Raw genomic sequence first — 24,461 nt, 5'->3', positions numbered from 1 at the left:
CAGGTCGGGCGACCGACCTAAAGAAGGGTTTCTCTGTGACCTACCCAACGCCCACTGACCACACGGACCTCGAGCGCGCATACGCGGAGCTGGGGAAGGTTGTGGTTGGCCAGGAGCACCTGATCAAGCAGCTCTTTATCGCGATGCTCGCAGGAGGTCATGTCCTGCTCGAAGGTGTTCCGGGTGTTGCGAAAACTCTGGCAGTGTCTACTTTTGCCAAAGTGATGGGTGGTTCCTACTCCCGCATCCAGTTCACTCCGGATTTGGTGCCATCGGATATTGTCGGCACCCGAATTTTCCGCCAGGACACCTCGGAGTTCATCGTCGAGCCCGGCCCGGTCATGTCAAATATCGTGCTCGCTGATGAAATCAACCGCGCACCGGCGAAGGTGCAGTCGGCACTGCTGGAAGTCATGGCAGAGCACCAGGTGTCCATCGCAGGGGAGTCGACGCCAGTACCGGAGCCGTTTTTGGTCCTGGCCACGCAAAACCCAATTGAAAACCAGGGTGTCTACCCACTGCCGGAGGCTCAGCGGGACCGTTTTCTATTCAAGGTCCTCGTGGGTTACCCCACTCCGGCGGAAGAGCGGGAGATTGTCTACCGCATGGGAGCCACTCCTCCAGTCGCGCAGCAGATTCTCACCCCAGAGAGTGTCCGGGAACTGCAGCGCGCTACCCGCGAAGTCTTTGTCCACCACACGCTGATTGACTACATCGTGGCCGTCATCGAACTCACCCGTAATCCGATGCGGACGGAATTGAAGGATGTCGACCGCTGGCTTTCCTATGGCGCATCGCCGCGTGCGACTCTTGGTGCTGTCGCGGCTGCCCGCGCCCACGCGCTGTTTTCCGGTCGCGACTATGTCGTGCCGGACGATGTGGTCTCCGTGCTTCCCGACGTGCTGCGTCACCGCCTGGTCCTGTCCTATGAGGGCCTGGCCGATGGCGTTACTCCCGAACGGATTATTGACATCGTGTTGTCTCACGTGCGCCTTCCCCAGGGCGCGGGCACTGGCTCCGATGAGGGCACTGCCTCCTAATGTCAGCTCGGGAAGACGATCTTGCACGCGTCCTGGCGTACTTAGAGCTAACTGTTACGCGTAAGCTCAACGGACTTTTGCGCGGCAGCTTTCTTTCCACCGCTACTGGAGATGGCTCTGAGCCGCTTGGCTCCCGCGAATATGTCATCGGCGATGATGTTCGCCAGATGAACTGGGCAGTGACAGCCCGTACTGGAGTGCCGCACGTTCGCACCTCCGAGGCCGAGCGCGAGCTGGAGTGCTGGATCGTCGCCGAACCCGCCGCACGTCTGTCCACGGGCTTGGCCGATACCACCAAACGACATCTGCTCACCGCCGCTGCCGGCGCTATAACGATGCTTAACGACGCCCCGGGGTCCCGAACTGGATTAATCGCCGGTGGCACTCCAGTGCCCGCGGGCCAGGGCCGTGCCCACAGCTTGATGCTGCTCAAGCACTTGGCTGACGCGACCGCTGAGCACAATCTCGCCGCGGATATTGACACAGTAATGACCCAGGCTCCGCGCGCTGGGTTATTGGTTATCATCTCGGACTTCCTTGGATCACTCGATTGGGCGCGACCGCTGCGCATTGCCTCGGCCTCGACAGAGATTATGGCAATCCGCCTGGTCGATCCAGCCGATGAAGCCTTACCCGGCGATGGCCCGGTGGTCATGGCGGATTCAGCAACTGGTGAAACCATTGAACTCAACATCAACGACAAAACCCGCGCCGAGTACGCAGCTCAGGCTAGTGCCCACCACGAGCGTGTAATCAATGAACTGCGCAAATGCCGTGCTCGCGTTATTACCTTGCGTACGGATTCCGATTGGGTACTGGATTTTGCCCGACAAATTGGCCAACATTAGCGTCTGAGTAACCGCTTGTTAGTGCTATTTTTAGGCCACCGACTAACCGGTTATAGCCACTGGCTTATACGCGACTGTTTAGGCGACTGGATGTGAGGAAACTGATACCGCGATGACGTTCCTAAACTCAACTTTTGCGCACCCAGGTTGGTTGCTCGCGCTCGCTCTGCCTCTCGTGGCAGCCGTGGCCTATTGGATCAGCACTAAGCAGCGAAAGCAACGTGCCATTGCCTTTGGCAACTTCACCATCGTTGGGTCACTGGGGAATAAGTCGTCGGCACGCCTACGCCATGTCGTGGCTATCAGTGCGCTGTTGTCTCTAGTTCTGGTCATCATTTCATTGGCCGGTCCGATTTCGGAGACCAAAGTCGCCCGCAACCGAGCGACGGTCATGTTGGTGGTCGACGTTTCGCTGTCCATGTCGGCCACGGATGTTGCGCCCGACCGCATCACTGCTGCTAAAGAAGCCGGCCAAGAGTTCGTGGAGAACCTTCCCGACGACCTCAATATCGGCCTGGTGACGTTCTCTGGCCGCGCTCGCACTGCGGTCAGCCCGACTACCAACCATGACACCGTGAATCGAGCCCTTCAGGCTGCTGAGTTAGATCAGGCGACTGCTACCGGTGATGCCATCGCTGCCGCGCTCGATGCCATCACTCAGTTCAGCGACTCGGTCCAGGGCGGGGGAGAAGGCTCCCCACCAGCGACAATTGTGCTGCTTTCCGACGGCAAACAGACCGTCCCGCAAGAGCTCGACGATCCCCGCGGCGCGTATACCGCCGCCGCCGAAGCCGCCAAGGCCGGGGTGCCTGTCAACACGATTTCGTTCGGTACCGCGCAAGGCGCAATCACGGTTCAGGGCGAGTTAATTCCAGTGCCTAACGACGACGATTCGCTGCGAGAAATCGCACGTCGAACAAAAGGTGAGTTCTTCAGCGCAGGTTCCCTCGAGCAGCTCCGGGATGCATATGGCTCGCTGGAGGATGACATCGGTTACGAACTCAAGCGGGCCGAGAATCCGAGGCCCTATCTGATCGCAGCCTTCGCGATGCTGCTAGTGACCGTGGGCTCACTGCTTGTGACCAATCGTCGAATTCCGCAATAGGGTCGGGTTAGGGTGCCGTCGTAAAGCAATTGGATGGAACCCAGCAGGCAGGAGACCATGAGCATTGAGCAGTCGTCTTATGGTGTCCTCAGACTGCGCTACTAAACTGGTTGCCTATGTCTTCTGATAATTTTGACGCTATCTTGCTGTTGTCTTTCGGCGGTCCCGAAAAGATGGCCGATGTGCGTCCCTTCCTGGAGAATGTCACCCGCGGCCGCGGAATTCCGCCGGAGAGGTTGGACGAGGTCGGTGCTCACTATGCGCACTTCGGCGGCAAGTCCCCGCTCAACGATTTAAACCGCGAAATTGTCTCCAACCTTAAGGCTGAGCTCACTCGCCGTGGCTATGACTTGCCTGTTTATTTCGGGAATCGCAATTGGCATCCGATGGCTGAAGACACCGCGGCAAAGATGGCTGATGACGGCGTTAAGCGAGCGCTCGTTTTCGCCACTAGCGCCTGGGGCGGATACTCCGGCTGCCGCCAGTATCACGAAGACATTGCTCGGATGCGCGAATCTCTGGGCGACCGTGCTTTTGACATGGAGAAAATTCGGAGCTTCTACGATCATCCGCTCTTTATAGAAGCCTATGCAGATGCCGTGCGTGAGGCGTTTGCCAAGCTACCGGATGACCGTCGTGACCAGGCCCGGCTTATTTTCACCGCTCACTCTATTCCGGTCTCTGCGGACAAGGCATCTGGGCCGGTAGAACTCGGCGGAAATCTTTACTCTCGCCAGGTCAACGAAGCAGCGCGGCTGGTCGCCGATGCAGTCGGTATCACCGACTTTGACGTCGTCTGGCAGTCCCGCTCGGGCCCGGAGCACGTGCCGTGGTTGGAGCCTGACATCGTCGACCACGTTGAAGCGGAGGTCACCCAAGGTCTTCGATCCGCAGTAGTGTGCCCGATTGGCTTCATCTCGGACCATGTTGAGGTCGCCTGGGATTTGGATGCTGAGCTACAGGATGAAATGGCTCATCACGACATAGTCATCGAGCGTGTCGCAACACCTGGCCCGACGGCTACTTTCACTGACATGCTCGTGGAGCTCATCGAAGAGCGCATCGCAGATGCCGAACCCCGCCGCCTGGGAAGTGGACCGCTACTCGGCTCGGCCTGCAACGGCGCCCCCTGCGCCGCATCCTGTTGCACCCCGGCAACGCGCCGCCCACACTGATTCCCTTGGCCTCAATTGGACCGCAGGGCAAGGCAAACCTCTAGCGGGTCCACTCCTGAATCGCGTATTCCACCGCGCTCATCCGCGCCTGCCGAATCTTTCGCCACAGCGGGATGAGCTGCGCATCAAACGCGGCGCTGCCGTGCCCCGACTCGCTGCCCTGTGCCACCGCCAGAATCGACGACACCCGATCAGCTCGGGCGAGCACTCCCAGTGCACGGCGCGGCACATCATCCGGAACAAAAGCCATGTCCAGGTGATCATCAAGCATGCCGACCATCAGCCGAGGATCCGCCTTCGGGGTACCACTGCTTGACGACGTCAGCGGTGAACGCGGCATCGCCGCAATAGTGGCAGCCGCAACTCGCGCCGCATCCGCCAGCTGCAAATCCGCCTCGCCAGGGGAGAGATAGGCCGGCTCCGGGATGTGTCCTTCGAGCGTGTACCAGTGCCACTGCAGCAGACCGGGCACCGGCGATGTCACTGGTACGAGCGCATGGTTCCAACCCGGCTCCGCATCCGCAATCACAATGGCTGAGCCTGCTGCGCGTGCGCCCTCAGCGGCGTCGGTTCCCGCAGGCAGTGCAGGTGCGTCACCGGGTCCGGAGAGAATAAGGCGGACGAGGGGACGATGGTCACTGTGCCAATCTCCCGCGTCAGTAACTGCTCGAAGAAGGCGGAGCATGTCGCTTCGATCGAGATCAGCGTCGCAATCGATGACATTCGGAACCATGGCGTCGGCAAGCACGAATGTCCCCGGAACTGACGTGGGCCCGCCGAGCGAATCAAGAGCATCGAGGAGATGATCGTAGTTTTCCAAACCCGACAACCATGCGCCCAGCCAAAGGGCGATGTGCTGAGTTGGACTCCAGACCTGGTCGAGAACACTGCGCTGCATAGTGCAGCTCATCCTAGTGCAGTGTGTCGCCGGTTCCGTAACCCATGCTGTTAATCTCAGTATCCATGAGCTTTCAAGACCCGTATCGCAATCAGGACGTGTTTGCTGGCGCACGTGGACACCGCCGTCGTATCCCGCAGCCGGCACGCGAGGTAACAGCAGAAAATGGTGTTGTCGTCGAGGCGTCCTATGACGGATTCGTCGGTGCGATTATCGGGTTAGAGAAAACTTTCGACGGCTGGTGCGTTCGGCTGGAGGACCGCCACGGAAAGTCGCGGCTGTTTCCCATGCACGAGCGCGGTTTTCTCATCGATGGCAAACCTGTGACTCTGGTACGGCCGAAGGCAGAACCAAAGAAGCCCTCGCAGGATCTGTCGGCATCGGGCTCGCGCAAGGTCCACAACGTCAAGGCTAAGGTTGCTCTACCCAGCCGTATCTGGGTCGAGGGTATTCATGACGCGGCAATTGTCGAGAAAGTATGGGGCCACGATCTGCGTGTTGAGGGCGTAGTCGTCGAGTATCTGGAGGGCTTGGACAATCTCCCGGAACGCTTGGCCGAATTTGGTCCGGGTCCGAAGCGCCGCGTCGGAGTCCTGGCAGACCACTTGGTGGAAAGCAGTAAAGAAAGCCGCATGACTCAGCAGCTCGGCCCGCATGTGATGGTCACTGGCCACCCATTTATCGATGTCTGGCAGGCGGTCAAGCCCTCGTCGGTAGGCATTGAAGCATGGCCGGAAGTTCCTTACGGGGAGGACTGGAAGACAGGAATCTGCCGTCGCTTGGGCTGGGGAGACGACCCCAAGGAGGGCTGGCGACGCGTCTACGCAGGTGTACACACCTACCGCGATCTGGAGTCGGATTTGATTGGTGCAGTTGAGCGCCTGGTCGACTTCGTCACTGAGCCACATATGCAATACTGATCCCGAAATACTGGCTCCACTCGCTCCACATTTGTTCTCCAAAGTAGGTAGGGTGAGGGCGTGATTTCTCTCCTTTGGCTCGGAGCAAGCCTCCTACTGGTTCTCGGTGAACTCGCGGTCGGAGATTTAGCACTGTTAATGCTCGGAGGTGGTGCGCTGGCCGCGTCCGGTGCGAGCCAGCTTGGAGCGCCGCTTTGGCTGTCAGTGGTTATCTTCGCCGTTGTGTCCGCCGCACTTGTGCTGACAGTTCGCCCTGTGTTGCGCAAGAAGATGGCAAAACCGGACAAGTCCGCCGAACTGGAGTCGCGTCCGGAACTGCTAGCGGGCCGTCATGCTGAGGTCATCGAGCCAGTTTCCTCGTCAGCGGGTCTGATTAAGGTCAATGGCGAGTTGTGGAGCGCGCGCAGTCTTCTGACTGCTCAGACCTTCGATGCGAAGGAAAGAGTCACGATTGTAGAGATTTCGGGCAATACCGCAGTAGTGGACAAGCTGCTCTGAGCAGTCAACTCACTTAAAGGGCGCTCGGAGCACTCTTAGTTACTGACCATCAAATAACTGACCACACAGTTTCTAGCTACGAGGGAATACCATGGAAGGCTTTATCATCCTCGTCGTTTTCATTCTCGTGGTTGTTACCTTGGTTCTCAAAGCGATTGTGCTGGTCCCTCAGGGTGAAGCGGCAATCGTAGAGCGACTGGGACGATACACGCAGACACTGAATAGCGGCCTGAACTTCATCATCCCGATTATTGACCGAGTGCGCGAGAAGGTTGATACCCGTGAGCGTATGGTTACCTTTCCGCCACAGGCAGTGATCACCGAAGACAACCTGACTGTGGCTATCGATACCGTCGTGACCTTCCAGGTCAACGAACCGGATCGGGCGATTTACGGTATCGACGACTACATCTTCGGTGTCGAACAGATCACTACCGCAACGCTTCGCGACGTCGTGGGTGGTCTGACCCTGGAAGAGACACTGACTTCCCGTGACTACATCAACCGCCGTCTGCGCGGCGAGCTGGACGAGGCCACTGCCAAGTGGGGTCTTCGTATCGCTCGTGTGGAGCTGAAGGCTATTGAGCCGCCACCGTCGATTCAGCAGTCGATGGAAAAGCAGATGAAGGCCGATCGCGAGAAGCGCGCCATGATTCTGACTGCGGAAGGTACCCGCGAAGCCGATATTAAAACTGCTGAGGGCCGTAAGCAGGCACAGATTCTGGCCGCCGAGGGTAACAAGCACGCAGCAATTCTGGCTGCTGAAGCTGAGCGTCAGGCAACCATTCTGCGCGCTGAGGGTACTCGCGCCGCTACCTACCTTGAGGCACAGGGTAATGCTCGCGCTATCCAGAAGGTCAACGCCGCTGTCAAGGCTTCACAGTTGACACCTGAGATTCTTGCCTGGCAGTACCTGGAGAAGCTACCTGAGCTGGCAAATAAGGACGGCAATACTGTTTGGATGATTCCGTCGCAGTTCGGTGACAGCCTCGAGAGCTTCGCCAGGGCTTTCGGCAAGAAGGATGCCGACGGTGTCTTCCGCTATGAGCCTCCAGCCGTGAGCCGAGAGACCAAGGAAGAAGCTGAGCAGGGCCGCGATGAGAACTGGTTCGACATGTCGACCAACCCGGAGTTGGCTCGTGCGGTTGCCGCGGCGAACGAGGTCGCTAACCGCCCGGTTGATGATCCGGTAGCTGCAGCAGCTGGTAATACCCCTGAGAGGAAGAAGAACCGCCGCGCCGAGTCGGCTCAGCCCACTCAGCCTGAACAGTTGGGTGGCCAGAACCGCCCGGCAGCGGTTGAACCTGCAACACCGGATGCACCGGCTGCACCGTCAGTTCCCTCCGGCAAACGTGACCTGCCCTCGGCTCCTGGTACCGGTAATACCACTGCAGGCGGCGGTGCCCACTCCACCGATCGTCCAGATTTTTCAGGATGGTCACGTGACCCTTACGCCCCAGAAAATGGGCAGTAAGTTTTTATAACTCGTCAGCTCGCTGAAGCAGGTGGACGGCCAGGTCCCACCCGGCCAGCTCCGCCTGCCAGCCAGCTGCTGCGAGGCGCTGATTGACGGCCTGCTTAGAAACTCCCAATTCTTCCGCGGCCTCTACCTGTGAATAACCAGCGCGAACCAAACCAGTTGCCTCGCGCCCTTCGGGGGACCTGCGAGAGATAACGTGGTGCAGCAATGTGAATGCTGCGCCAATATCCTCCGAGTAGTCCTTACCGCGCGGATTGTTAGTCCGAATGCGGGTTTTTACCGTGCCAGCTCTGCCTCCCTTACCGATGACTGAGCTCGATGCCAGATGCGCTTGCTCAATGTTGTCCTGAGGACAAACACCGATACCTACTGCCCAGTCACCTGCGGCCAATAGCGCCAGCACAAGCGTGGTGACTCCCACAGCATTTTCAGGAGCTGCGCGAAGCTCTTCGATACCTGCAACCTCAACAGTTCCTACGCCTTCCAGGCCGGAAAGTGCCTGCGCAGAGGCCTGAACGTGATCTGCCCTGCGAGTAGATCGACCGCGATACCTAGCAAAGACTGAGTACATACGTTCTAGTCTAGCCCCACCCCTTGACAGTTGGGCTAAGACACGTTCATTCCCTCCGCAAACTCACGGGCAACCAACACCAGCCCGCCGAAAAACTCACGTCTAGTTCAAGAGCGCTAAGCGGTGTTTTAACGTTTCGAAGAACCGGTTACGACAGGGAACTTGGCGTCCGCAAGAAGTCCCAGCAGGCCAAGCACGAGCAGAATTCCCGTGGCCACCGCAAAGCGCACGTCGAAGCCGACCAACAGCGCGTCGCCAAGCAAAACGACGGCGAGTGTGTTCGGCGCCGAACCCAGGGCAGTGGCGATGATATACGGCACGGTGCGTATCGACGACAGCCCACAGGCGTAGTTGAGAAACGAAAATGGCACGCCAGCAATCATGCGCAAGCTGAGCACTGTGAGCCAGCCGCGTTGTTCCAACCGGTGGTCGAGACTGAGGAGACGGCGGTTAGTCAGGTGCGTGCGAAACCAGTCGCGTCCCAAAAACCGCACAATCCAGAGGGAGAGAAGGCCAGACACCGTGGTCGCAGTAATTGCGAGCAGGAAACCTAGCATTGGTCCGAAGAGGATTCCGGAAGCCAAAGTGAATACGGTGCGGGGGATTGGAAACTGAGTCAGTGCAACGTATGCGAGAAAGTAGAGGAGAGGGAACCAGTCACCGGCATCGATGGACCACTGCCGGATGGTAGCGACGGTGGGAACATCGACGTACAGCGTGACGACGACCCCCACACCTACGGCTAGCACCAGCAGAACCTTTTTGAGTGTAGGGGTAATTCGCACATCTGATACGTTCACCCATTTGAGGTTACCGGGGATTGCGGAGAAGCGTGTGACCTGCGAGTTGGGGGCTCTGCAAGGAGGGCGAATCAGTGGCTAAAGGCGTTTGCCCTTTATTTCACTAGGATGGGAGTCAAGGTCACTATGCCTTGGCTCGAGCACTTGACGTGCCCGTCAGCACAAAACCGAACGTAAGGGTATTGCACAAGTAGCTGAAAAGTTCAGTGCACGGACACTCGGGTGAGTCTTAGCGTCTGACTAGTGGCTCTTATTGACTATTGGAGGAAGCCAACGCCTTTAGATCCCTTTCCGTCGCGGAGAATTCGGAAATTGTCGCAACCGAATATCCTCGGCCATGGATTGATGGGGGCGTTGCTTAGAACATGTAAGGGAGAAGGTCTGTCGTGACTGACCGAACGACCCCCGAATCACCTTCCACGCTGCCACCAAACTTCGAGGAATTGCAGAATTCCTGGTATCAGGGCGTGGCCAAGGTATTCGCGCGGGTGCACAAGCAAGACGTTGCAGATGTACCGCTCGATATTTGGAAACGACTGATTCAGACCACCTACGACGGTGTCGATGTCCGTCCGCTCTACACCCGCGCGGATGAGCATGCGGAAAGCCCAGCTCCGGGTCAGTTCCCATTCGTCCGTGGCGCAAAGGTCACTTCGGACAACACCAACGGTTGGGGCGTTCGAGAGACCTTCAGTCGCCAATACCCGGGTGAGGATGCCCTTGACCCAAAGGCCGTCAACGAGACTCTGCTGACTGCCCTGGAAAACGGCACCACGGACATCCGCCTGGACTTCACCGGCTCCCTCGAAGCCGCTGACGTGCCAGCTCTGCTTAACAATGTCTACCTCGACCTTGCTCCGATTGCCGTACATGCTGGTAAGAAGACTGCACAGGTTGCGGAAGCACTGACGTCCTACATCGAGCAGGTAAACCCGACTAATCCGGACAACATCGCAGTAGAGCTTTCTGCAGCTCCGCTGACCTCTGCTTTTGCCGGTATTGATGATGTTTCTCTCGACGAGGCCATTCAGCTGGCCGTCAAGGCAGCTAAGCAGCCGGGCGACGTCCGCGCCCTGCTTGTCGACGGCGTTGTTTTCTCCAACTTGGGTGCAAACAACATCCAGGAGATCGGCTACAGCCTCGCCGTTGGTGTCGCCTACCTGCGTGCGCTGACTAAAGCGGGCTTGAGCGCTGAAGAAGCGCTCGGCCAGATTTCTTTCCGCTTTGCCGCTACCGACGACCAGTTCGACACCATTGCGAAGTTCCGCGCCGCTCGCGTTCTGTGGGCCCGCGTTGCTGAGGTCATCGGTGCCCCTGAATCTGGCCGCGCTCCGATGCACGCCGTGACAGCCCCGGTCATGTTCAGCCAGCGCGATCCGTGGGTCAACATGCTGCGTGTAACTGTCGCCTCCTTCGCCGCAGGTGTCGGCGGTGCTTCCTCAGTTGAGGTTCTGCCGTTTGATTACGCAGTTGTCGGCGGCATGCCGAACGTCTCCAAGACTTTCAAGGCTCGCATCGCTCGCAACACCAACCTGTTGCTGCTGGAAGAGTCTCACCTTGGTTACGTCGCCGACCCAGCAGGTGGCTCCTACTTCGTGGAGGACCTGACCGAGGAAATGGCCGACAAGGCGTGGGAGATCTTCACCGGCACTGAGGCCGCCGGCGGTTTCACCTCCGCAGAGGCCGATATTCGCACCGCCCTGGACGCTACCTGGGAAAAGCGCCGCGCCGATATCGCGCATCGCCGCACCAAGGTCACCGCTATCAACGAGTTCCCGAACCTGGCTGAAGCCCCACTGGCTCCCGAGGCTCGCCCGGAGGGCGATCCGATTCGCCGTTGGGCACGCGACTTCGAGGCGCTGCGCAACCGCTCCGATGACTTCCTGGCTGAAAAGGGCAACCGTCCGCTGATTGCCATGCTGCCGCTGGGTCCGCTGGCCAAGCACAACATCCGCACTGGTTTTACCTCCAACCTGCTGGCTTCCGGCGGTATCGCCGTCGCTAACCCCGGCCAGGTTGTGCCGGGCGAGGCCGGTTTCGAAGAGGCAGTGAAGGCCTCTCCGATTGTCGTGCTGTGCGCAGCCGACAGCGAGTACGAGACCTCGGGCCAGGACGCTGTCAAGGCCGCCCGCGCCGCAGGCGCTAAGGAGGTCCTGGTGGCCGGCTCCGAGAAGAGCTTCGCTAATGCCGCTGAAGACGCTCGCCCCGACGGATACCTGAACATGACCATCGATGCTGTCGCGGAGCTGTCCCGACTGCTGAACGAACTGGGAGCGTGAAGGAAGTAATGACCACCATCCCAAATTTCGCTGACATCTCCCGCAACACCGACGACGCGGCAGCTGCCACCAACAAGGCAGCTGCCGCGGAAGCTGGTGAAGTGTGGACCATTCCAGAAGGCATCGACGTCAAGCGTGTCTACGATCGCGCTGACCGCGACGCCGCAGCTGCCGAGGGTCACCCGGTAGATTCTTTCCCGGGTATCGCCCCATTCATGCGCGGGCCGTACCCGACCATGTACACCAACCAGCCGTGGACTATTCGCCAGTACGCTGGTTTCTCCACCGCAGCTGAATCCAACGCCTTCTACCGCCGCAACCTCGCGGCCGGCCAGAAGGGTCTTTCGGTCGCTTTCGACCTGGCGACCCACCGCGGTTACGACTCGGACAACCCGCGTGTGTCCGGCGACGTCGGTATGGCCGGTGTGGCAATTGACTCGATTTACGACATGCGTGAGCTCTTCCAGGGCATTGACCTGGGCGGTGTCTCGGTGTCTATGACCATGAACGGCGCTGTGCTGCCGATTCTGGCCTTCTACATTGTCACTGCTGAAGAGCAGGGCGTTTCGACTGAGCAACTGCGCGGTACGATCCAGAACGACATTCTCAAGGAGTTCATGGTTCGTAACACCTACATTTACCCGCCGAAGCCCTCGATGCGAATCATCTCTTCGATCTTCGAGTACACCTCGGCAAAAATGCCGAAATTCAACTCGATTTCGATTTCCGGCTACCACATTCAGGAAGCCGGCGCGACGGCCGACCTCGAGCTCGCTTACACGCTTGCCGACGGCATCGAGTACCTGCGGGCCGGTATTGACGCTGGCTTGGAAGTTGATAAGTTCGCTCCGCGTCTGTCCTTCTTCTGGGGCATCTCGATGAACACCTTCACCGAGATTGCCAAGCTGCGTGCAGGCCGTATCCTCTGGTCTGAGCTGGTTGGCAAGTTTGGTCCGAAGAACCCGAAGTCGCAGTCCCTGCGTACTCACTCGCAGACCTCCGGTTGGTCGCTGACCGCCCAGGACGTCTACAACAACGTCGCTCGTACTGCTGTTGAGGCTATGGCCGCAACGCAGGGCCACACCCAGTCGCTGCACACCAACGCCCTGGACGAGGCCTTGGCACTGCCGACTGACTTCTCGGCCCGTATTGCTCGTAACACTCAGCTGCTGCTCCAGCAGGAGTCCAACACCACGCGTCCGGTTGATCCGTGGGCTGGTTCCTACTACATCGAGTGGTTGACCAACGAGCTGGTCAAGCGTGCACGCCAGCACATCGACGAGGTCGAAGAGGCTGGCGGTATGGCACAGGCCACTATCGAGGGCATTCCGAAGCTCCGCATTGAAGAGGCGGCAGCTCGTACGCAGGCTCGTATTGACTCGGGGCGCCAGGCTCTCATTGGCGTGAATAAGTACCAGGTCGAAGAAGACGAGGCCATCGAGGTTCTCAAGGTTGAGAATTCCCGCGTACGCCAGGAGCAGATTGACAAGCTGGCTCGCCTGCGTGCCGAGCGCGACGAGGAAGAGGTTCAGAAGGCACTGGCCGCTCTGACCGACGCTTGCCGTAACCCGGGTGAACCGGGGGACCTGGACAAGAACCTGTTGAAGCTCGCTGTCGACTGTGCTCGCGCCATGGCCTCCATCGGTGAAATCTCCGACGCAATGGAAGAGGTCTTTGGCCGCCACCAGGCCGAGATTCGTACCCTCTCCGGCGTCTACAAGGACGAAGTTGGCAAGGAGGGTGCCGTGTCTAACGTCTCCAAGGCCATCGCCATGGCCGATAAGTTCGAAGAGCAGGAAGGTCGCCGTCCGCGTATCTTCCTGGCCAAGATGGGCCAGGATGGTCACGACCGCGGCCAGAAGGTCATCGCGTCCGCCTACGCGGACCTCGGCATGGACGTTGACGTGGGGCCGTTGTTCCAGACTCCGGAGGAGGCCGCCAAATCGGCAGTCGACTCGGATGTCCACGTCGTCGGTGTTTCTTCGCTAGCCGCCGGACACCTGACGCTCGTGCCTGCTCTTCGCGATGAGCTGGCAAAGCTGGGTCGCGAGGACATCATGATTGTCGTCGGTGGTGTTATCCCACCGGGCGACTTCCAGGAACTCTACGATGCCGGCGCCGCGGCTATTTACCCGCCGGGCACTGTCATCGCTGATTCGGCAATCGACATGATGACCAAGCTCTCTGCCGAGCTGGGCCTCGACATTGCCGTTGACGAAGAGTCCTAATTAACTACCGCATACGCGCTGAGCTGAGCGTTCAGCTCAGCGCGTTGTCGGAATTGAGAAGTAGCGATGAACGAGTTTCTTGAAGAAAACCTGGGCACCCTCGTCACTACCGCTGGCACGGTTGTTGAGGGAAAGACCGCTGTAGCTCCCGAAGTCGTCCGTCGTGCGCGACGACGGATAGATGTCGACGACCTCTTTGAGGGCGTGCGAGCTGGGAACCGCACTAAGTTGGCTCGGGCGATCACGCTGTTGGAGTCGACTGCTCCGGCGCATAAGGTGCTGGCTCAGGAACTACTGGTGAAGTTGCTGCCATTTTCCGGAAAGGCTATGCGTGTCGGTCTTACCGGTGTCCCCGGCGTCGGTAAATCAACCACGATTGAAACCCTTGGGCTGAAGTTGATCGAGGAGGGCCACCGCGTTGCAGTGCTGGCCATCGACCCGTCGTCAACGAAGTCCGGTGGTTCGATTCTGGGCGATAAGACCCGTATGTCCCGGCTCTCGGCCGCGGATGAAGCCTTCATCCGTCCGTCGCCTTCTGCGGGCACGCTCGGTGGTGTCGCCAAGGCAACGCGTGAGGCCATGGTGGTGCTCGAAGCCGCAGGCTACGACATTGTCATCGTCGAGACTGTCGGCGTCGGCCAGTCCGAGGTCGCGGTGGCACAGATGGTGGATACGTTTGCGTTTCTGGCACTCGCCGGCGCTGGTGACCAACTCCAGGGCATCAAGAAGGGTGTGCTGGAAATGGCCGACGTGATTTCTATCAACAAGGCGGATGGTAAGAACCTGCGCCCGGCAAAACGCGCTGCGCGTGACCTGATGACCGCCATGAAGATGGTGCGTTCCTCAGATCAAGTCTGGACTCCACCGGTGCTGACTATGTCGGCATTGGAAGACGACGGCATCGACAAGTTCTGGCAAGCCATCGAAGACCATGTCGAGGCTATGCACGAGAATCATCTCTTCGATGAAAACCGCGCTAACCAGCAGATTAAGTGGATGTGGTCCATGGTGCACGAAACGCTCTTGCAGCGACTCAACACCAACGAGGCTGTGCAGATAGAGAGTTCCCTGGTGGAAAAACAACTCCGCTCGGGGCAGCTCACACCGACGCTCGCTGCCCAGCGCATCATGGAGGCATTCGACAAAGGAAGGGCACCGAACGCCGGGCTCGACGATTAGGTCCTGAACAACGTAGCTCCCACCAGCGAGTCCAATTCCTAGCCGCGCGGATGGGAAACTAGCAGCGTCAAAGAGAAGCAACCCTGCGATCACTTATCGGAGTCTGTCCGGTTGGGTCGCGGGGTTTTCGTCGTAAAGCGAGCGTATCCGTGTGCGCCTACTGACCGCGGTGATGGGGCGGATCGCTGTAGAGAGTGTGTTCGGCGAAGTGGAGAGCGTTGACCACCAGGTTGGTGAGGTGCTCGTCGGGCTGAGAATAGAAGCTAGACGTGCCCTCCTTGCGAGCCTGCACCATATTGGCCATGCGCAACTTCGCCAGGTGCTGAGAAATCGCGGGAATGGGGCGATCGAGCGCACTAGCGATGGCGGTGACGGTCATCTCCCCGTCACGAAGGAGTGACAGGATGGAGAGACGCGTCTTGTCCGCCATCAACTTCAGTACGTTAGTGGCAACGTCGAGCTCGGTGCTCGTAGGAGCCTTCTCAGTCATTTGGAGGGGTAAGTCCTTTCGAAGTCGACATGCCAAACACTTAGTATGTTCAATAAGGTGAACATTACTACGTATTGATATCAGTATTCAATTTCAGATGTCACAATAAGCTGTCGCAAAAGAGGGGAGAGCGCTCCTAAGGGACAGCGACCAAAGGTACTGAAAATTCCTTCAGTAATATCATCTGCATGGATTGGTTGATGAGCGCCTTCCCATGGCTGGTGGAGGACTTAACGTGGTGGCAAGTACTATTCTTCGCGCTCGACTACACGATTAAGTTCATCGCGATTGGATGGGTGCCGGAAAACCGAAGCCCATCGGCTTCGACGGCGTGGCTGCTACTGATTCTGCTAATTCCATTTATCGGCCTACCTCTGTTCCTCTTCCTGGGCTCGCAGCAGATCACGGGCCGCCGGCACGAGGTACAGGCACTGGCACAGGAGCTCATTGCGGAACGTACCGAGCATCTGCCCGACGTACCGGACGATGCCAAGATAGAAGATGACGTTGTCAACGTATTCAAGCTCTCGCGTCAGCTCACGGGAATGCCGGCAATTGCCAGCGCGGAAAAGGGACTTTTCACCGAATTCGATGCCTCCATTGACCGCATGATTGAGACCATCGATGCGGCTCAGAAATCTATCCACGTGCAGTCCTACATCTTTGCACTGGATTCCAGCACGGAGCCTTTCATACAGGCTCTCGAGCGCGCGCTCGACAGGGGACTAGAGGTCAAGGTACTGGTCGATCCAATTGGTTCGTGGAAATACCCCGGCTACTACAAGCTGAAAAAACGCCTGAACCAGTCCAAAATCTCCTGGCACCCAATGCTGCCCGTGAGCTTACTGAAGCTCACCTGGCGCCGCCTGGATCTGCGTAATCACCGCAAGCTCGTAGTGATTGATGGCGACATTGTATTCATGGGCTCGCAGAATTTGATTGAGCCCGAATATCAGAAGAAAAAGAATCATAAGATCGGCCGCCGCTGGGTGGACACATGGATTGAGCTCGAGGGCGATATTGCGCTGGCCTTCGACGCAATTTTTGCGGTTGATTGGACCAGCGAGCTATACAAGACCCCAGATGCCACCAGGAACTATTCACTCCACACCACTGAGGTCAACGACAACTACAACGTGGTCCAGGTGCTGCCGTCGGGTCCGGGCTTCAGCACGGAGCCGAACCTGCGCGTGTTCAATAACATGATCTACCAGGCGCACGAGCGGATTATCGCCGTCAGCCCGTACTTCGTCCCGGACGAGTCCATGCTCATGGCGCTGACCTCCGCCGCATATGGAGGTATCGACGTTCAGCTCTACGTTAACGAAGAGTCCGATCAGTTCATGGTCGGCCACGCGCAGCAGTCCTATTACCAGGCACTGCTAACCGCTGGCGTGAAGATTTATCGCTATCCGGCGCCTGCCGTCCTGCACTCCAAGTTCATGGTTATCGACGACCGCATGGCCATGTTCGGCTCGTCCAATCTAGATATGCGCTCCTTCGGCCTCAATTACGAGATCACGCTTCTTTCCGCCGCCGGTTCCATCGTGGACAAACTGATCACGCTTGCCGACGAGTACCGCGACAAATCCCTCCTGCTCACCCAGGAGGAATGGAATGACCGCCCCCTTCGCCAGCGCTACCTGGACTCTGTTTTCCGCTTGACCTCGGCGCTGCAATAGGGCACTACCATAGAGGTCCGCCAGAAAACACAAAAATCCCGAGAGCTGCATTTACTGCAGTTTCTCGGGATTTATCTTGTGTCCGGAGGGGGACTTGAACCCCCACGCCCGTTAATAGGGCACTAGCACCTCAAGCTAGCGCGTCTGCCATTCCGCCACCCGGACCGGGTAGGAAGCACTTCCGTGCTGACCTGTGATACTGTATCCCGACTACATAATGAAACACAAATTGGCAGGTCATCGTGGTATTAAGGTGCCAAACCGGGGTGTAATTACATCTCCGTTGTTAGCCCCGCATCCGCCTTGGATTCACGCTGAGAATCCGGCACTGAGGATAGGCAGTCTGGCGAAGTCCCTGCAGCGCGCTCATAAAGTAGGCACACTGGTAGTTATGACTACGAATTCCAACGACACCACAAACAACGCTACAAATGCTCCGGTTTTCCCGGGCCCGGATCCGTACGCACCGCTGAAGGATTTGCCAACCTTCGAGCTGTCCTCGCCAGATATCAAGGATGGCGAGAAGATTGCGGATGAATTCCGCGCTCCGTCGAATGTTTCCCCGCAGTTGGATTGGGCCAATCTGCCGGAGGGCACGAAGTCCATTGCCGTGACCTGCTTCGATCCGGACGCCCCGACCGCTTCGGGCTTCTGGCACTGGGCTGTGTTCAACATTCCAGCGACCGAAAAGGGTCTACCACAGGGAGCTGGCTCCGAAGACAGCTCTAAGCTGCCAGACGGTGCTATCCAGCTTGTCGGCGACTCTGGCATGCGTGGTCACTACGGAGCTAACCCACCGGCGCAGCATGCCCCACACCGTTACATGTACGCGGTGCACGCGGTCGACGTCGAGAAGCTTGATGTTCCGGAAGATGCGACGCCGACAGTGCTTGGCTTCAACCTGTATTTCCACTCGATTGCGCGTGCCATCATCACGCCGTGGTGGGAGAACGTCGGGGAGTAGGGATACGACGCCCACACGGGCAACTCAACCGCCCGGGCACGCTACTCATACAGAAAACCCCGGGGCCAGCGCCTTCATGGCAGCAGGACCCGGGGTCGCGTGTTTATTGGGTTAAAAAGCCTCAACGGCTCTCAGCAGTTAACCACGCCACGGCAGGCCACAGCCGACAGCCTCCGAAATGGAGTAGAAGCCCTGAGCTCGAATCTGGCGAGCCAACCCTTGGTGAATGTCACGAATCCAGTCTGGACCGCCATAAATCAACGGTGTGTAGCCCTGCAGCAGGGAAGCGCCGTTGGCAATCCGTTCCCATGCCTGCTCAGCAGTCTCGATGCCGCCGACGCTGATGAGAACAAGTTTGTCCCCGACGCGCTCGTGCAGCAGCTTCAGTACCTCTAGTGACCGAGCTGCCACAGGTGCACCCGAGACTCCACCGGCACCCATCTCCGCGACTTTATCCGCGGGCGTACGCAGGCCCTCGCGAGAAATGGTGGTGTTGGTTGCCACAATGCCCGCCAGCCCCAGATCAACAGCCAGGTCAGCAACTGCAATGACATCCGCGTCGGAGAGATCAGGAGCGATCTTGACCAGCACCGGCGAGTCGGTCTCCTCAGTCACCGCTGCCAGAATCGGCCGCAGGGACTCTACCGCCTGAAGGTCACGCAGCCCCGGCGTGTTCGGTGAGGAGACATTGACAACCACATAGTCCGCCAAGCCTCCGAGCTGGCTGGCCGATTCTCGATAGTCATCGACGGCCTCTTCGAGCGGAGTTACCTTGGTCTTGCCAATGTTGATACCGATGACGTCGTCGCTGCGACGCGCCCGCAGGTTCTCCGCTACAGCGGCGGCACCGGGGTTGTTGAAACCCATGCGGTTCAAGATGGCGCGGTCTTCCTTCAGGCGGAACAGACGCGGGCGATCATTGCCCGGCTGCGGCTTGGCAGTCACGGTTCCCAGTTCCGCGTAGCCAAAACCAATGGGTCCCCAGCAATCCGGGGCAATAGCAGCCTTGTCGAAGCCCGCGGCGAGCCCCAGCGGACGCGGGAAGTCCACACCGAACACGGTTTGACGCAGCACAGCATCGTCAACAACGAGTAGCTTGCTCACTGCCCGCTGAAGACTCTCCGACTTCTGCAGCCCCTTCAGGGTCTTCGAGATGGCCTCGTGAATCTGCTCTGCCGGGACCTGGAACATTGCCTTTAGCGCGAGTTGATAGGACTTGGCGCGAAGTTTCGAAGGCATCTACTTAGTCTCTCCCTCGGAGTCGTCTGCTCCCTTGGTGTCACCTGCACCGGTCGGTAGTTTATCGGCTGGCTCCCGAACCGACATCTCCTCACGGATTTTCTCTGCATCCTGCTTGAAATCAGCAATTGCCTTATCGACGTCCGCGGAGTCAAAAATCTGAGCCCCGTCACCGGTAGCTGAGAAGACGCCAATTTGGCCATCCTCGGTGGCAACAATCGACTGCGGGTCTGCAACCGTGTTGATGTCCGCGACCTTGACTGGGGTACCCGAGCTGATGTCGTAGCCAGTCAGCTTGTTCACCTTCGTCGAAGTCACCCAGACAATTCCGCGCGATTCATCGACTGCTACCGCCCACGGGGCCTCCGGAGCCGGAGCTGCCTGGTGGAGCCGAATGACGTCAGTGGCAGTGTAGATAAGCAGCTGGCTGCCCTTGGTGTCTGCGGCAGCGATGGCATGGTCACCGGACGCCACCTTGCCGACGCCAATGCCCGCACGCAGCGCAGAGCCAGCACGAGACTCATCGAGCTTGAGCTCATGCACCGAAGTTTCCGGGCGGTTGACCTCTAACAGCTTGACGTCCGCGTCATTGTCCGCTTTGGGAATCACAGCGAACTGCGAACCGTTATTGGCAGCCTTGAAGTCACTGGCCAACTCGCCGTCAGCGCCGAACACATCGACCACATTGCTATCCGCATGGGCACCGATGATGCGGCCGCCTTCCAGGCCAACTGCGGCGGAGTAGTTGGTGCCACGGCCAACAACGGCCGTTTCCGTAGCCTGGTCAGTAATGACATGGATGCCATCTTCACACGGCAGCAGAGCATTAGGGCCGCCCGGCGCGAGCTCGCCACACTTCGCGCCCAGCTTCATCGAACGCTCGATTGGGTTATTCAGCGGACCGGCAAAAATCTTGTCCCCGGCCTTCAGGACAACTCGATCGCCGACCAGCACGGCATCAGTGATGCCCTCATCGATCTTTTTGGCTTTCCCGATAGCAGTATCGGGAGCAGCGGGTGAAGCGGCCGGTACTGGCGTGGCGTTGCCCATTCCGGCATCGATGTCTCCTTCCACATCGGAGGAGCACCCTGCCAGGACCACTGCGCTAGCGGAAAGCCCCGCTAGAAGGGAGGTTATGACACGTCGACGACTGTTTTCACTCACGCTATAGAAACTACCACCCCGGCCGGATTACTTTGTGGACGCCTCCAGCCGTGGGAGGTTCTCGCATTCGTTGCGCTTTATAAGCCTTTATAAGAATGCGGTTACTGATTACAGCGTGACGTCGTCAAGCGCGTTGCAAATCTGCGGTGGCAGCGTGAGTTGTTCGGCGGTGAGGTTTTCGCGTAGCTGAGCGCGGTCTCGAGCGCCAACGAGGATCGAGGTGACGCCCGGCCGATCGCGCGCCCAGGAAACCGCTGCGACGGCAGCACTGACGCCGAGCCCCTTGGCTGCGGTGGTCAGCGCACCTGCGACCGTGACGCCGCGTGTGTCGAGGTAGTCCTGTACCTCTGCGTCCGCGTGTTCGGAAGCAGCGCGGGAGTCCTCCGGAATGATGTGTTGGTATTTGGCGGTCAACACACCTTGGGCCAGTGGGGCGCCACCGATAAAGCCGAGACCCAAATGCTCACAGGCGGGCAGCAGCTCAGCCTCAGGGCTTCGCTGGAGCAGCGAGTACTCATGCTGTGCGAACACCGGAGCGATTCGATTCGCGGCGGCATGCGTCACCGCTGCTTGCCATCCGCTGTATCCACGCAGTCCGGCGTAACGTACTTTCCCAGTACGTACAGCCCATTCCAGGGTGTCGGCGACCTCTTCCGGTGGGGTCAGCCCATCCCAGTAGCCGGGCGACCACAGATCAATGTGTTCGACGCCGAGGCGTCCGAGCGTATCGTCGAGGTCCTTTTGCAGTGTCTTACGCGAGCAGTCCACGCGCCTGCCGACGGGCCGCTCGGGGTGTATGCCAGATGCGACCGAAAGCACCAATTCGTCGGCAACGCCGCGCTTTGCGATGACTGCACCCAGCATGTCGGCAACAGTGTCGCCGCCGTGGAGTGGGGAAGCATCGACAAGGTTGCCTCCGGCGTCGAGGAAGTCCGTCAGGATGCGTCCGGCCTCGTCTTGCCTGGTACCCGCACCCCAGGTGGCCGTACCCAGCCCCAAGGCGGAGACGCGTAAACCGCTGTTGCCCAGAATTCGTTGTTGCACGATTTTTACTTTAGGACACCTGTGTGCGGTCGCGGGAAAGCTTCCGCGGGAGAGGCCTCGCTACGGCCGCGCCGAAACCTCGCTATAGCCACAACACAAATCGGACGAGTAGCCTATACACCCGTGACTATCATGACGACACTAAGCGCCTCAGCGGATACTGCTGCCGATACCGCCGGCACCGGTATGACCTGGGCGCAGACAATCATCCTTTCCGTAGTGCAAGGTCTGACGGAATTTCTCCCGGTGAGTTCCTCGGGGCACCTGCGGATTGTCTCTGAGCTGCTGTGGGGCCAGGACGCCGGCGCATCCTTCACCGCTGTAGTACAGCTCGGCACCGAATTGGCTGTGCTGGTGTTCTTCGCCAAGGACATCTGGCAGATTCTCACTGGCTGGTTTGCCGGCCTGTTCAATAAGGAAGCACGCGGTTTCAACTACCGCATGGGCTGGATGGTGATTGTCGGTACACTGCCGATTGCCATCATCGGCGTGCTGGGGAAGGATCTCATCCGCGACAACCTGCGCAATCTCTGGATTACAGCCGCTGTGTTGGTGCTTTTCTCCTTTGTCTTTATCGCCGCAGAGAAGTTCGGCCGTCGTGAGCGCAACTATGAAGAGCTGACCATGCGAGATGCCATCGTCATGGGTTTCGCGCAGTGTCTGGCGCTCATTCCGGGGGTGTCGCGCTCGGGCGGTACGGTGTCTGCCGGCCTGTTCTTGCACTTGGATCGAGAGGTTGCAACGCGCTTTTCCTTCCTGCTGGCTATCCCCGCTGTTTTCGCTGCTGGAATTTTTTCGCTTCCAGACGCGTTTGACCCTGCGGCGGGACAGGCCGCTAGTGGTGCGCAATTGGCCATCGGTACGCTGATTGCCTTCGTCGTCGGTTATGCGTCTATCGCATGGCTGCTGAAGTTTGTGTCGAACCACTCCTTCGCTTGGTTCTCCGCGTACCGCATCCCGGTCGGTTTGATTGTTATGGTGTTGCTCGGCTTCGGCACGATCAACGCTGTTTAGTGAGGTAGTGAGTATTTCATGCATTCGTGGCCCCAACCACAGGTTCCCAGTCTCGGCGATGCGCGCTTCGATGTGTTCAACCGCGCCAGCAATGCAGGTACGGCGCATTCGCTTGACGACGAAAGCTCAACATCGGTACCCTTACGCCTCTACGACACCGCGGATCAGAAGGTCTCCCAGGTGGAAGCGGGGCCAGAGGCGACTATGTACGTGTGTGGCATCACGCCCTATGACGCCACGCACCTGGGGCACGCGGCAACGTACCTCACCTTTGATTTGATCTACCGCCAGCTGCTGGACAATGGGCACTCGGTGCATTACGTGCAGAACATCACCGATGTCGATGACCCGTTGTTCGAGCGTGCGGAGCGCGATGGGGTGGACTGGCGCGAGCTGGGCACCTCGCAGATTGATTTGTTCCGCTCGGATATGGAAAACCTGTCGGTGATTCCGCCGCGCGACTACATCGGCGCCATTGAGTCCGTCGATGAGGTCGTGGAAATGGTCGAGAAGCTACTGGAGAACGGCTCGGCCTATCAGCTCACCAATGACGAGTACCCGGATGTGTACTTCCGCAAGAGTGCCACCGAGAACTTTGGCTACGAATCCAATTATTCGGCAGAGCAGATGGCGGAGTTCTTTGCGGAGCGCGGTGGCGACCCGGATCGCCCGGGCAAGGAAGATCCGCTAGACGCGCTGGTGTGGCGTGCTGCTCGCCCTGGAGAACCAAGCTGGAACGCCCCCTTTGGTGCGGGCCGTCCGGGTTGGCATATTGAGTGCTCGGCGATTGCTACCAATCGCTTGGGTAAGAGCTTCGACATTCAGGGCGGTGGCTCTGACCTGGCGTTTCCACACCATGAGTTCTCGGCGGCTCACGCTGAGGCCGCTACTGGTTGTGCACGCATGGCTAGCCACTACGTTCACGCGGGCATGATTGCGCTGGATGGCGTCAAGATGTCCAAGTCGCTGGGCAACCTCGTCTTTGTCTCCAAGCTGGTGGCCGCCGGCGTGGATCCGAGTGCGATTCGTATTGGCGTGTTCGCCAGCCATTACCGCTCTGATCGCGATTGGTCGGACGAGGTGCTGGAGGCGGCCAAGGCACGTCTCGAGACCTGGCGTGCGGCTTGCGCAGCTACTAAGACTGCCACCGATGAGAAGGCGGTGAGCGCGGCAGCGGCACTGGTTGCCGATGTGCGCGCAAGCCTGGCCAATGACTTGGATACGCCGGCTGCTCTGGACGCTATCGATGCCTGGGCTGCGGAGTGGTCCTCGGCTACCGGCAACAAGGCAGAAGCTGGCGCAACAGAAGAGGCCGCAGAAGCTGGCACAGTAACTGGCGCAGCCGGCGCCGGCGAATTTGTCGCCACCGCGCTGGACGCGCTGCTTGGCGTTAAACTTTGATCATGAGCAACTCAGACATGTCTGCAGTCGAAGTAACGAAAGAGAACATCGATAAACTAGTTGCCGATTTGCGCATGTTTGCCACCGGCAGCTACCTGCAGCCCGAGGAACGCGAGTTCTGGGAGCCACTTTTTGACGAAGCGGTAGCCGACCAGGTCGGGGAAGTTCTCCGCGAGGCCGCCGCTGGTATTGATCAGGCGGCGGAGCTGGCCGTCGATAAGCGAGAAGAAGCCGCGACGCAGGCGGTAGAGAACTGCCTACAGCGCGTGGCTGCGATTGAGCATGAGCACGGCGGCTCGATTTTTGACGAGGAGCTCGACGAGATTCTCGTGATTATCAATTCCGCAACGAAAGCTGTCGGTTTGGACCTACCTGCGGTGAAGGCAGAAAGCTACTTCGAGATGGAATAACCAGCCCGATTAACGGCGCGATTATAAAAGTA

22 protein-coding genes and 1 tRNA gene are annotated in these 24,461 nt (G+C 58.9%); 15 read left to right on the top strand and 8 right to left on the bottom strand.

Annotated elements, in window-relative coordinates:
• Positions 1-35: 35 nt before the first annotated feature.
• The 4 genes from I6J19_RS08090 to I6J19_RS08075 all read left to right on the top strand — a co-directional run bounded on the left by I6J19_RS08090 (position 36) and on the right by I6J19_RS08075 (position 4,168).
• Positions 36-1,040, top strand: coding sequence for an AAA family ATPase (locus I6J19_RS08090; RefSeq protein ID WP_038625414.1), 1,005 nt, complete (start codon positions 36-38; stop codon positions 1,038-1,040).
• Positions 1,040-1,888, top strand: a complete 849-nt coding sequence (locus tag I6J19_RS08085) for a DUF58 domain-containing protein (RefSeq protein ID WP_038625416.1) — start codon at positions 1,040-1,042, stop codon at positions 1,886-1,888. The genes I6J19_RS08090 and I6J19_RS08085 overlap by 1 nt, the downstream gene beginning before the upstream one ends.
• A gap of 112 nt (positions 1,889-2,000) precedes the next feature.
• Positions 2,001-2,993 carry a VWA domain-containing protein gene (locus I6J19_RS08080; RefSeq protein ID WP_038625418.1) on the top strand — a complete coding sequence of 331 codons (993 nt, stop codon included), beginning with the start codon at positions 2,001-2,003 and terminating at the stop codon, positions 2,991-2,993.
• A 116-nt stretch (positions 2,994-3,109) separates the two neighbouring features.
• Positions 3,110-4,168: a ferrochelatase gene (locus tag I6J19_RS08075; protein WP_038625420.1), complete on the top strand. Its 1,059-nt coding sequence runs from the start codon at positions 3,110-3,112 to the stop codon at positions 4,166-4,168.
• Positions 4,169-4,208: 40 nt separating this feature from the next.
• Here the strand turns inward: I6J19_RS08075 and I6J19_RS08070 are convergent, their stop codons facing one another.
• Positions 4,209-5,066, bottom strand: a complete 858-nt coding sequence (locus I6J19_RS08070) for a hypothetical protein (protein WP_038625422.1) — start codon at positions 5,064-5,066, stop codon at positions 4,209-4,211.
• A gap of 65 nt (positions 5,067-5,131) precedes the next feature.
• Here I6J19_RS08070 and I6J19_RS08065 point away from each other — a divergent pair, with 65 nt between their 5' ends.
• The 3 genes from I6J19_RS08065 (at position 5,132) to I6J19_RS08055 (ending at position 7,958) form a co-directional block, all read left to right on the top strand.
• Complete coding sequence (locus I6J19_RS08065; protein WP_038625425.1) at positions 5,132-5,986, top strand: DUF3097 domain-containing protein; 855 nt, start codon at positions 5,132-5,134, stop codon at positions 5,984-5,986.
• A 60-nt stretch (positions 5,987-6,046) separates the two neighbouring features.
• Complete coding sequence (locus tag I6J19_RS08060) at positions 6,047-6,484, top strand: NfeD family protein (RefSeq protein WP_038625427.1); 438 nt, start codon at positions 6,047-6,049, stop codon at positions 6,482-6,484.
• 91 nt (positions 6,485-6,575) lie between these two features.
• A complete protein-coding gene (locus I6J19_RS08055) occupies positions 6,576-7,958 on the top strand; it encodes an SPFH domain-containing protein (protein WP_038625429.1) in 1,383 nt (460 codons plus the stop codon).
• A 4-nt stretch (positions 7,959-7,962) separates the two neighbouring features.
• Here the strand turns inward: I6J19_RS08055 and I6J19_RS08050 are convergent, their stop codons facing one another.
• Both I6J19_RS08050 and I6J19_RS08045 read right to left on the bottom strand, forming a co-directional pair.
• Positions 7,963-8,535, bottom strand: coding sequence for a hypothetical protein (locus I6J19_RS08050; protein ID WP_038625431.1), 573 nt, complete (start codon positions 8,533-8,535; stop codon positions 7,963-7,965).
• Positions 8,536-8,663: 128 nt separating this feature from the next.
• Positions 8,664-9,335 (bottom strand): TVP38/TMEM64 family protein, encoded by a 672-nt coding sequence (locus I6J19_RS08045; RefSeq protein ID WP_052155516.1) that lies wholly within the window; start codon positions 9,333-9,335, stop codon positions 8,664-8,666.
• 386 nt (positions 9,336-9,721) lie between these two features.
• Here I6J19_RS08045 and I6J19_RS08040 point away from each other — a divergent pair, with 386 nt between their 5' ends.
• The 3 genes from I6J19_RS08040 to meaB all read left to right on the top strand — a co-directional run bounded on the left by I6J19_RS08040 (position 9,722) and on the right by meaB (position 15,021).
• Positions 9,722-11,614 (top strand): methylmalonyl-CoA mutase family protein, encoded by a 1,893-nt coding sequence (locus I6J19_RS08040; protein ID WP_038625435.1) that lies wholly within the window; start codon positions 9,722-9,724, stop codon positions 11,612-11,614.
• 8 nt (positions 11,615-11,622) lie between these two features.
• Positions 11,623-13,842 (top strand): methylmalonyl-CoA mutase, encoded by a 2,220-nt coding sequence (scpA, locus tag I6J19_RS08035; protein WP_038625437.1) that lies wholly within the window; start codon positions 11,623-11,625, stop codon positions 13,840-13,842.
• Between the two features lie 66 nt (positions 13,843-13,908).
• Positions 13,909-15,021, top strand: a complete 1,113-nt coding sequence (meaB, locus tag I6J19_RS08030) for a methylmalonyl Co-A mutase-associated GTPase MeaB (RefSeq protein WP_038625439.1) — start codon at positions 13,909-13,911, stop codon at positions 15,019-15,021.
• Positions 15,022-15,178: 157 nt separating this feature from the next.
• Here the strand turns inward: meaB and I6J19_RS08025 are convergent, their stop codons facing one another.
• On the bottom strand, positions 15,179-15,511 hold the full coding sequence (locus tag I6J19_RS08025) for an ArsR/SmtB family transcription factor (RefSeq protein ID WP_038625442.1): 333 nt from the start codon (positions 15,509-15,511) through the stop codon (positions 15,179-15,181).
• Between the two features lie 188 nt (positions 15,512-15,699).
• On the opposite strand from I6J19_RS08025, the gene cls reads away from it, so the two are divergent.
• Positions 15,700-17,193, top strand: a complete 1,494-nt coding sequence (gene cls, locus I6J19_RS08020) for a cardiolipin synthase (RefSeq protein ID WP_081913933.1) — start codon at positions 15,700-15,702, stop codon at positions 17,191-17,193.
• 79 nt (positions 17,194-17,272) lie between these two features.
• Here cls and I6J19_RS08015 read toward each other — a convergent pair.
• Positions 17,273-17,358: transfer RNA gene (locus tag I6J19_RS08015), tRNA-Leu, on the bottom strand.
• 226 nt (positions 17,359-17,584) lie between these two features.
• On the opposite strand from I6J19_RS08015, the gene I6J19_RS08010 reads away from it, so the two are divergent.
• Complete coding sequence (locus I6J19_RS08010) at positions 17,585-18,157, top strand: YbhB/YbcL family Raf kinase inhibitor-like protein (RefSeq protein WP_038625444.1); 573 nt, start codon at positions 17,585-17,587, stop codon at positions 18,155-18,157.
• 138 nt (positions 18,158-18,295) lie between these two features.
• Here the strand turns inward: I6J19_RS08010 and I6J19_RS08005 are convergent, their stop codons facing one another.
• From I6J19_RS08005 to I6J19_RS07995, 3 genes are all read right to left on the bottom strand, one after another.
• The gene (locus tag I6J19_RS08005) at positions 18,296-19,396 is read right to left on the bottom strand and encodes a quinone-dependent dihydroorotate dehydrogenase (protein WP_038625446.1); all 1,101 of its coding nucleotides are present in this window, start codon (positions 19,394-19,396) and stop codon (positions 18,296-18,298) included.
• Entirely contained in the window at positions 19,397-20,560 is a 1,164-nt protein-coding gene (locus I6J19_RS08000; protein ID WP_187402586.1) for a hypothetical protein, read from the bottom strand.
• A 108-nt stretch (positions 20,561-20,668) separates the two neighbouring features.
• On the bottom strand, positions 20,669-21,604 hold the full coding sequence (locus tag I6J19_RS07995; RefSeq protein WP_038625448.1) for an aldo/keto reductase: 936 nt from the start codon (positions 21,602-21,604) through the stop codon (positions 20,669-20,671).
• A gap of 132 nt (positions 21,605-21,736) precedes the next feature.
• On the opposite strand from I6J19_RS07995, the gene I6J19_RS07990 reads away from it, so the two are divergent.
• The 3 genes from I6J19_RS07990 to I6J19_RS07980 are packed head-to-tail and all read left to right on the top strand — an operon-like array spanning position 21,737 to position 24,429.
• Positions 21,737-22,618 carry an undecaprenyl-diphosphate phosphatase gene (locus I6J19_RS07990; RefSeq protein ID WP_038625450.1) on the top strand — a complete coding sequence of 294 codons (882 nt, stop codon included), beginning with the start codon at positions 21,737-21,739 and terminating at the stop codon, positions 22,616-22,618.
• Positions 22,619-22,636: 18 nt separating this feature from the next.
• The gene (gene mshC, locus I6J19_RS07985) at positions 22,637-24,019 is read left to right on the top strand and encodes a cysteine--1-D-myo-inosityl 2-amino-2-deoxy-alpha-D-glucopyranoside ligase (protein ID WP_187402587.1); all 1,383 of its coding nucleotides are present in this window, start codon (positions 22,637-22,639) and stop codon (positions 24,017-24,019) included.
• A gap of 2 nt (positions 24,020-24,021) precedes the next feature.
• Positions 24,022-24,429, top strand: coding sequence for a hypothetical protein (locus I6J19_RS07980; RefSeq protein WP_038625453.1), 408 nt, complete (start codon positions 24,022-24,024; stop codon positions 24,427-24,429).
• Positions 24,430-24,461 lie beyond the last annotated feature (32 nt).

Source organism: Corynebacterium amycolatum (assembly GCF_016889425.1).
Taxonomy (GTDB): domain Bacteria; phylum Actinomycetota; class Actinomycetes; order Mycobacteriales; family Mycobacteriaceae; genus Corynebacterium; species Corynebacterium amycolatum.
This window is presented reverse-complemented; position numbering and strand designations above follow the sequence as displayed.

Excerpts from the sequence above, each read along its gene's own strand:
- I6J19_RS08085 (WP_038625416.1), top strand. The coding sequence starts at position 1,040 with ATGTCAGCTCGGGAAGACGATCTTGCACGCGTCCTGGCGTACTTAGAG.
- I6J19_RS08080 (WP_038625418.1), top strand. The coding sequence starts at position 2,001 with ATGACGTTCCTAAACTCAACTTTTGCGCACCCAGGTTGGTTGCTCGCG.
- I6J19_RS08075 (WP_038625420.1), top strand. The coding sequence starts at position 3,110 with ATGTCTTCTGATAATTTTGACGCTATCTTGCTGTTGTCTTTCGGCGGT.
- I6J19_RS08070 (WP_038625422.1), bottom strand. The coding sequence starts at position 5,066 with ATGCAGCGCAGTGTTCTCGACCAGGTCTGGAGTCCAACTCAGCACATC.
- I6J19_RS08065 (WP_038625425.1), top strand. The coding sequence starts at position 5,132 with ATGAGCTTTCAAGACCCGTATCGCAATCAGGACGTGTTTGCTGGCGCA.
- I6J19_RS08055 (WP_038625429.1), top strand. The coding sequence starts at position 6,576 with ATGGAAGGCTTTATCATCCTCGTCGTTTTCATTCTCGTGGTTGTTACC.
- I6J19_RS08050 (WP_038625431.1), bottom strand. The coding sequence starts at position 8,535 with ATGTACTCAGTCTTTGCTAGGTATCGCGGTCGATCTACTCGCAGGGCA.
- scpA (WP_038625437.1), top strand. The coding sequence starts at position 11,623 with ATGACCACCATCCCAAATTTCGCTGACATCTCCCGCAACACCGACGAC.
- meaB (WP_038625439.1), top strand. The coding sequence starts at position 13,909 with ATGAACGAGTTTCTTGAAGAAAACCTGGGCACCCTCGTCACTACCGCT.
- I6J19_RS08025 (WP_038625442.1), bottom strand. The coding sequence starts at position 15,511 with ATGACTGAGAAGGCTCCTACGAGCACCGAGCTCGACGTTGCCACTAAC.
- cls (WP_081913933.1), top strand. The coding sequence starts at position 15,700 with ATGGATTGGTTGATGAGCGCCTTCCCATGGCTGGTGGAGGACTTAACG.
- I6J19_RS08010 (WP_038625444.1), top strand. The coding sequence starts at position 17,585 with ATGACTACGAATTCCAACGACACCACAAACAACGCTACAAATGCTCCG.
- I6J19_RS08005 (WP_038625446.1), bottom strand. The coding sequence starts at position 19,396 with ATGCCTTCGAAACTTCGCGCCAAGTCCTATCAACTCGCGCTAAAGGCA.
- I6J19_RS07990 (WP_038625450.1), top strand. The coding sequence starts at position 21,737 with ATGACGACACTAAGCGCCTCAGCGGATACTGCTGCCGATACCGCCGGC.
- mshC (WP_187402587.1), top strand. The coding sequence starts at position 22,637 with ATGCATTCGTGGCCCCAACCACAGGTTCCCAGTCTCGGCGATGCGCGC.
- I6J19_RS07980 (WP_038625453.1), top strand. The coding sequence starts at position 24,022 with ATGAGCAACTCAGACATGTCTGCAGTCGAAGTAACGAAAGAGAACATC.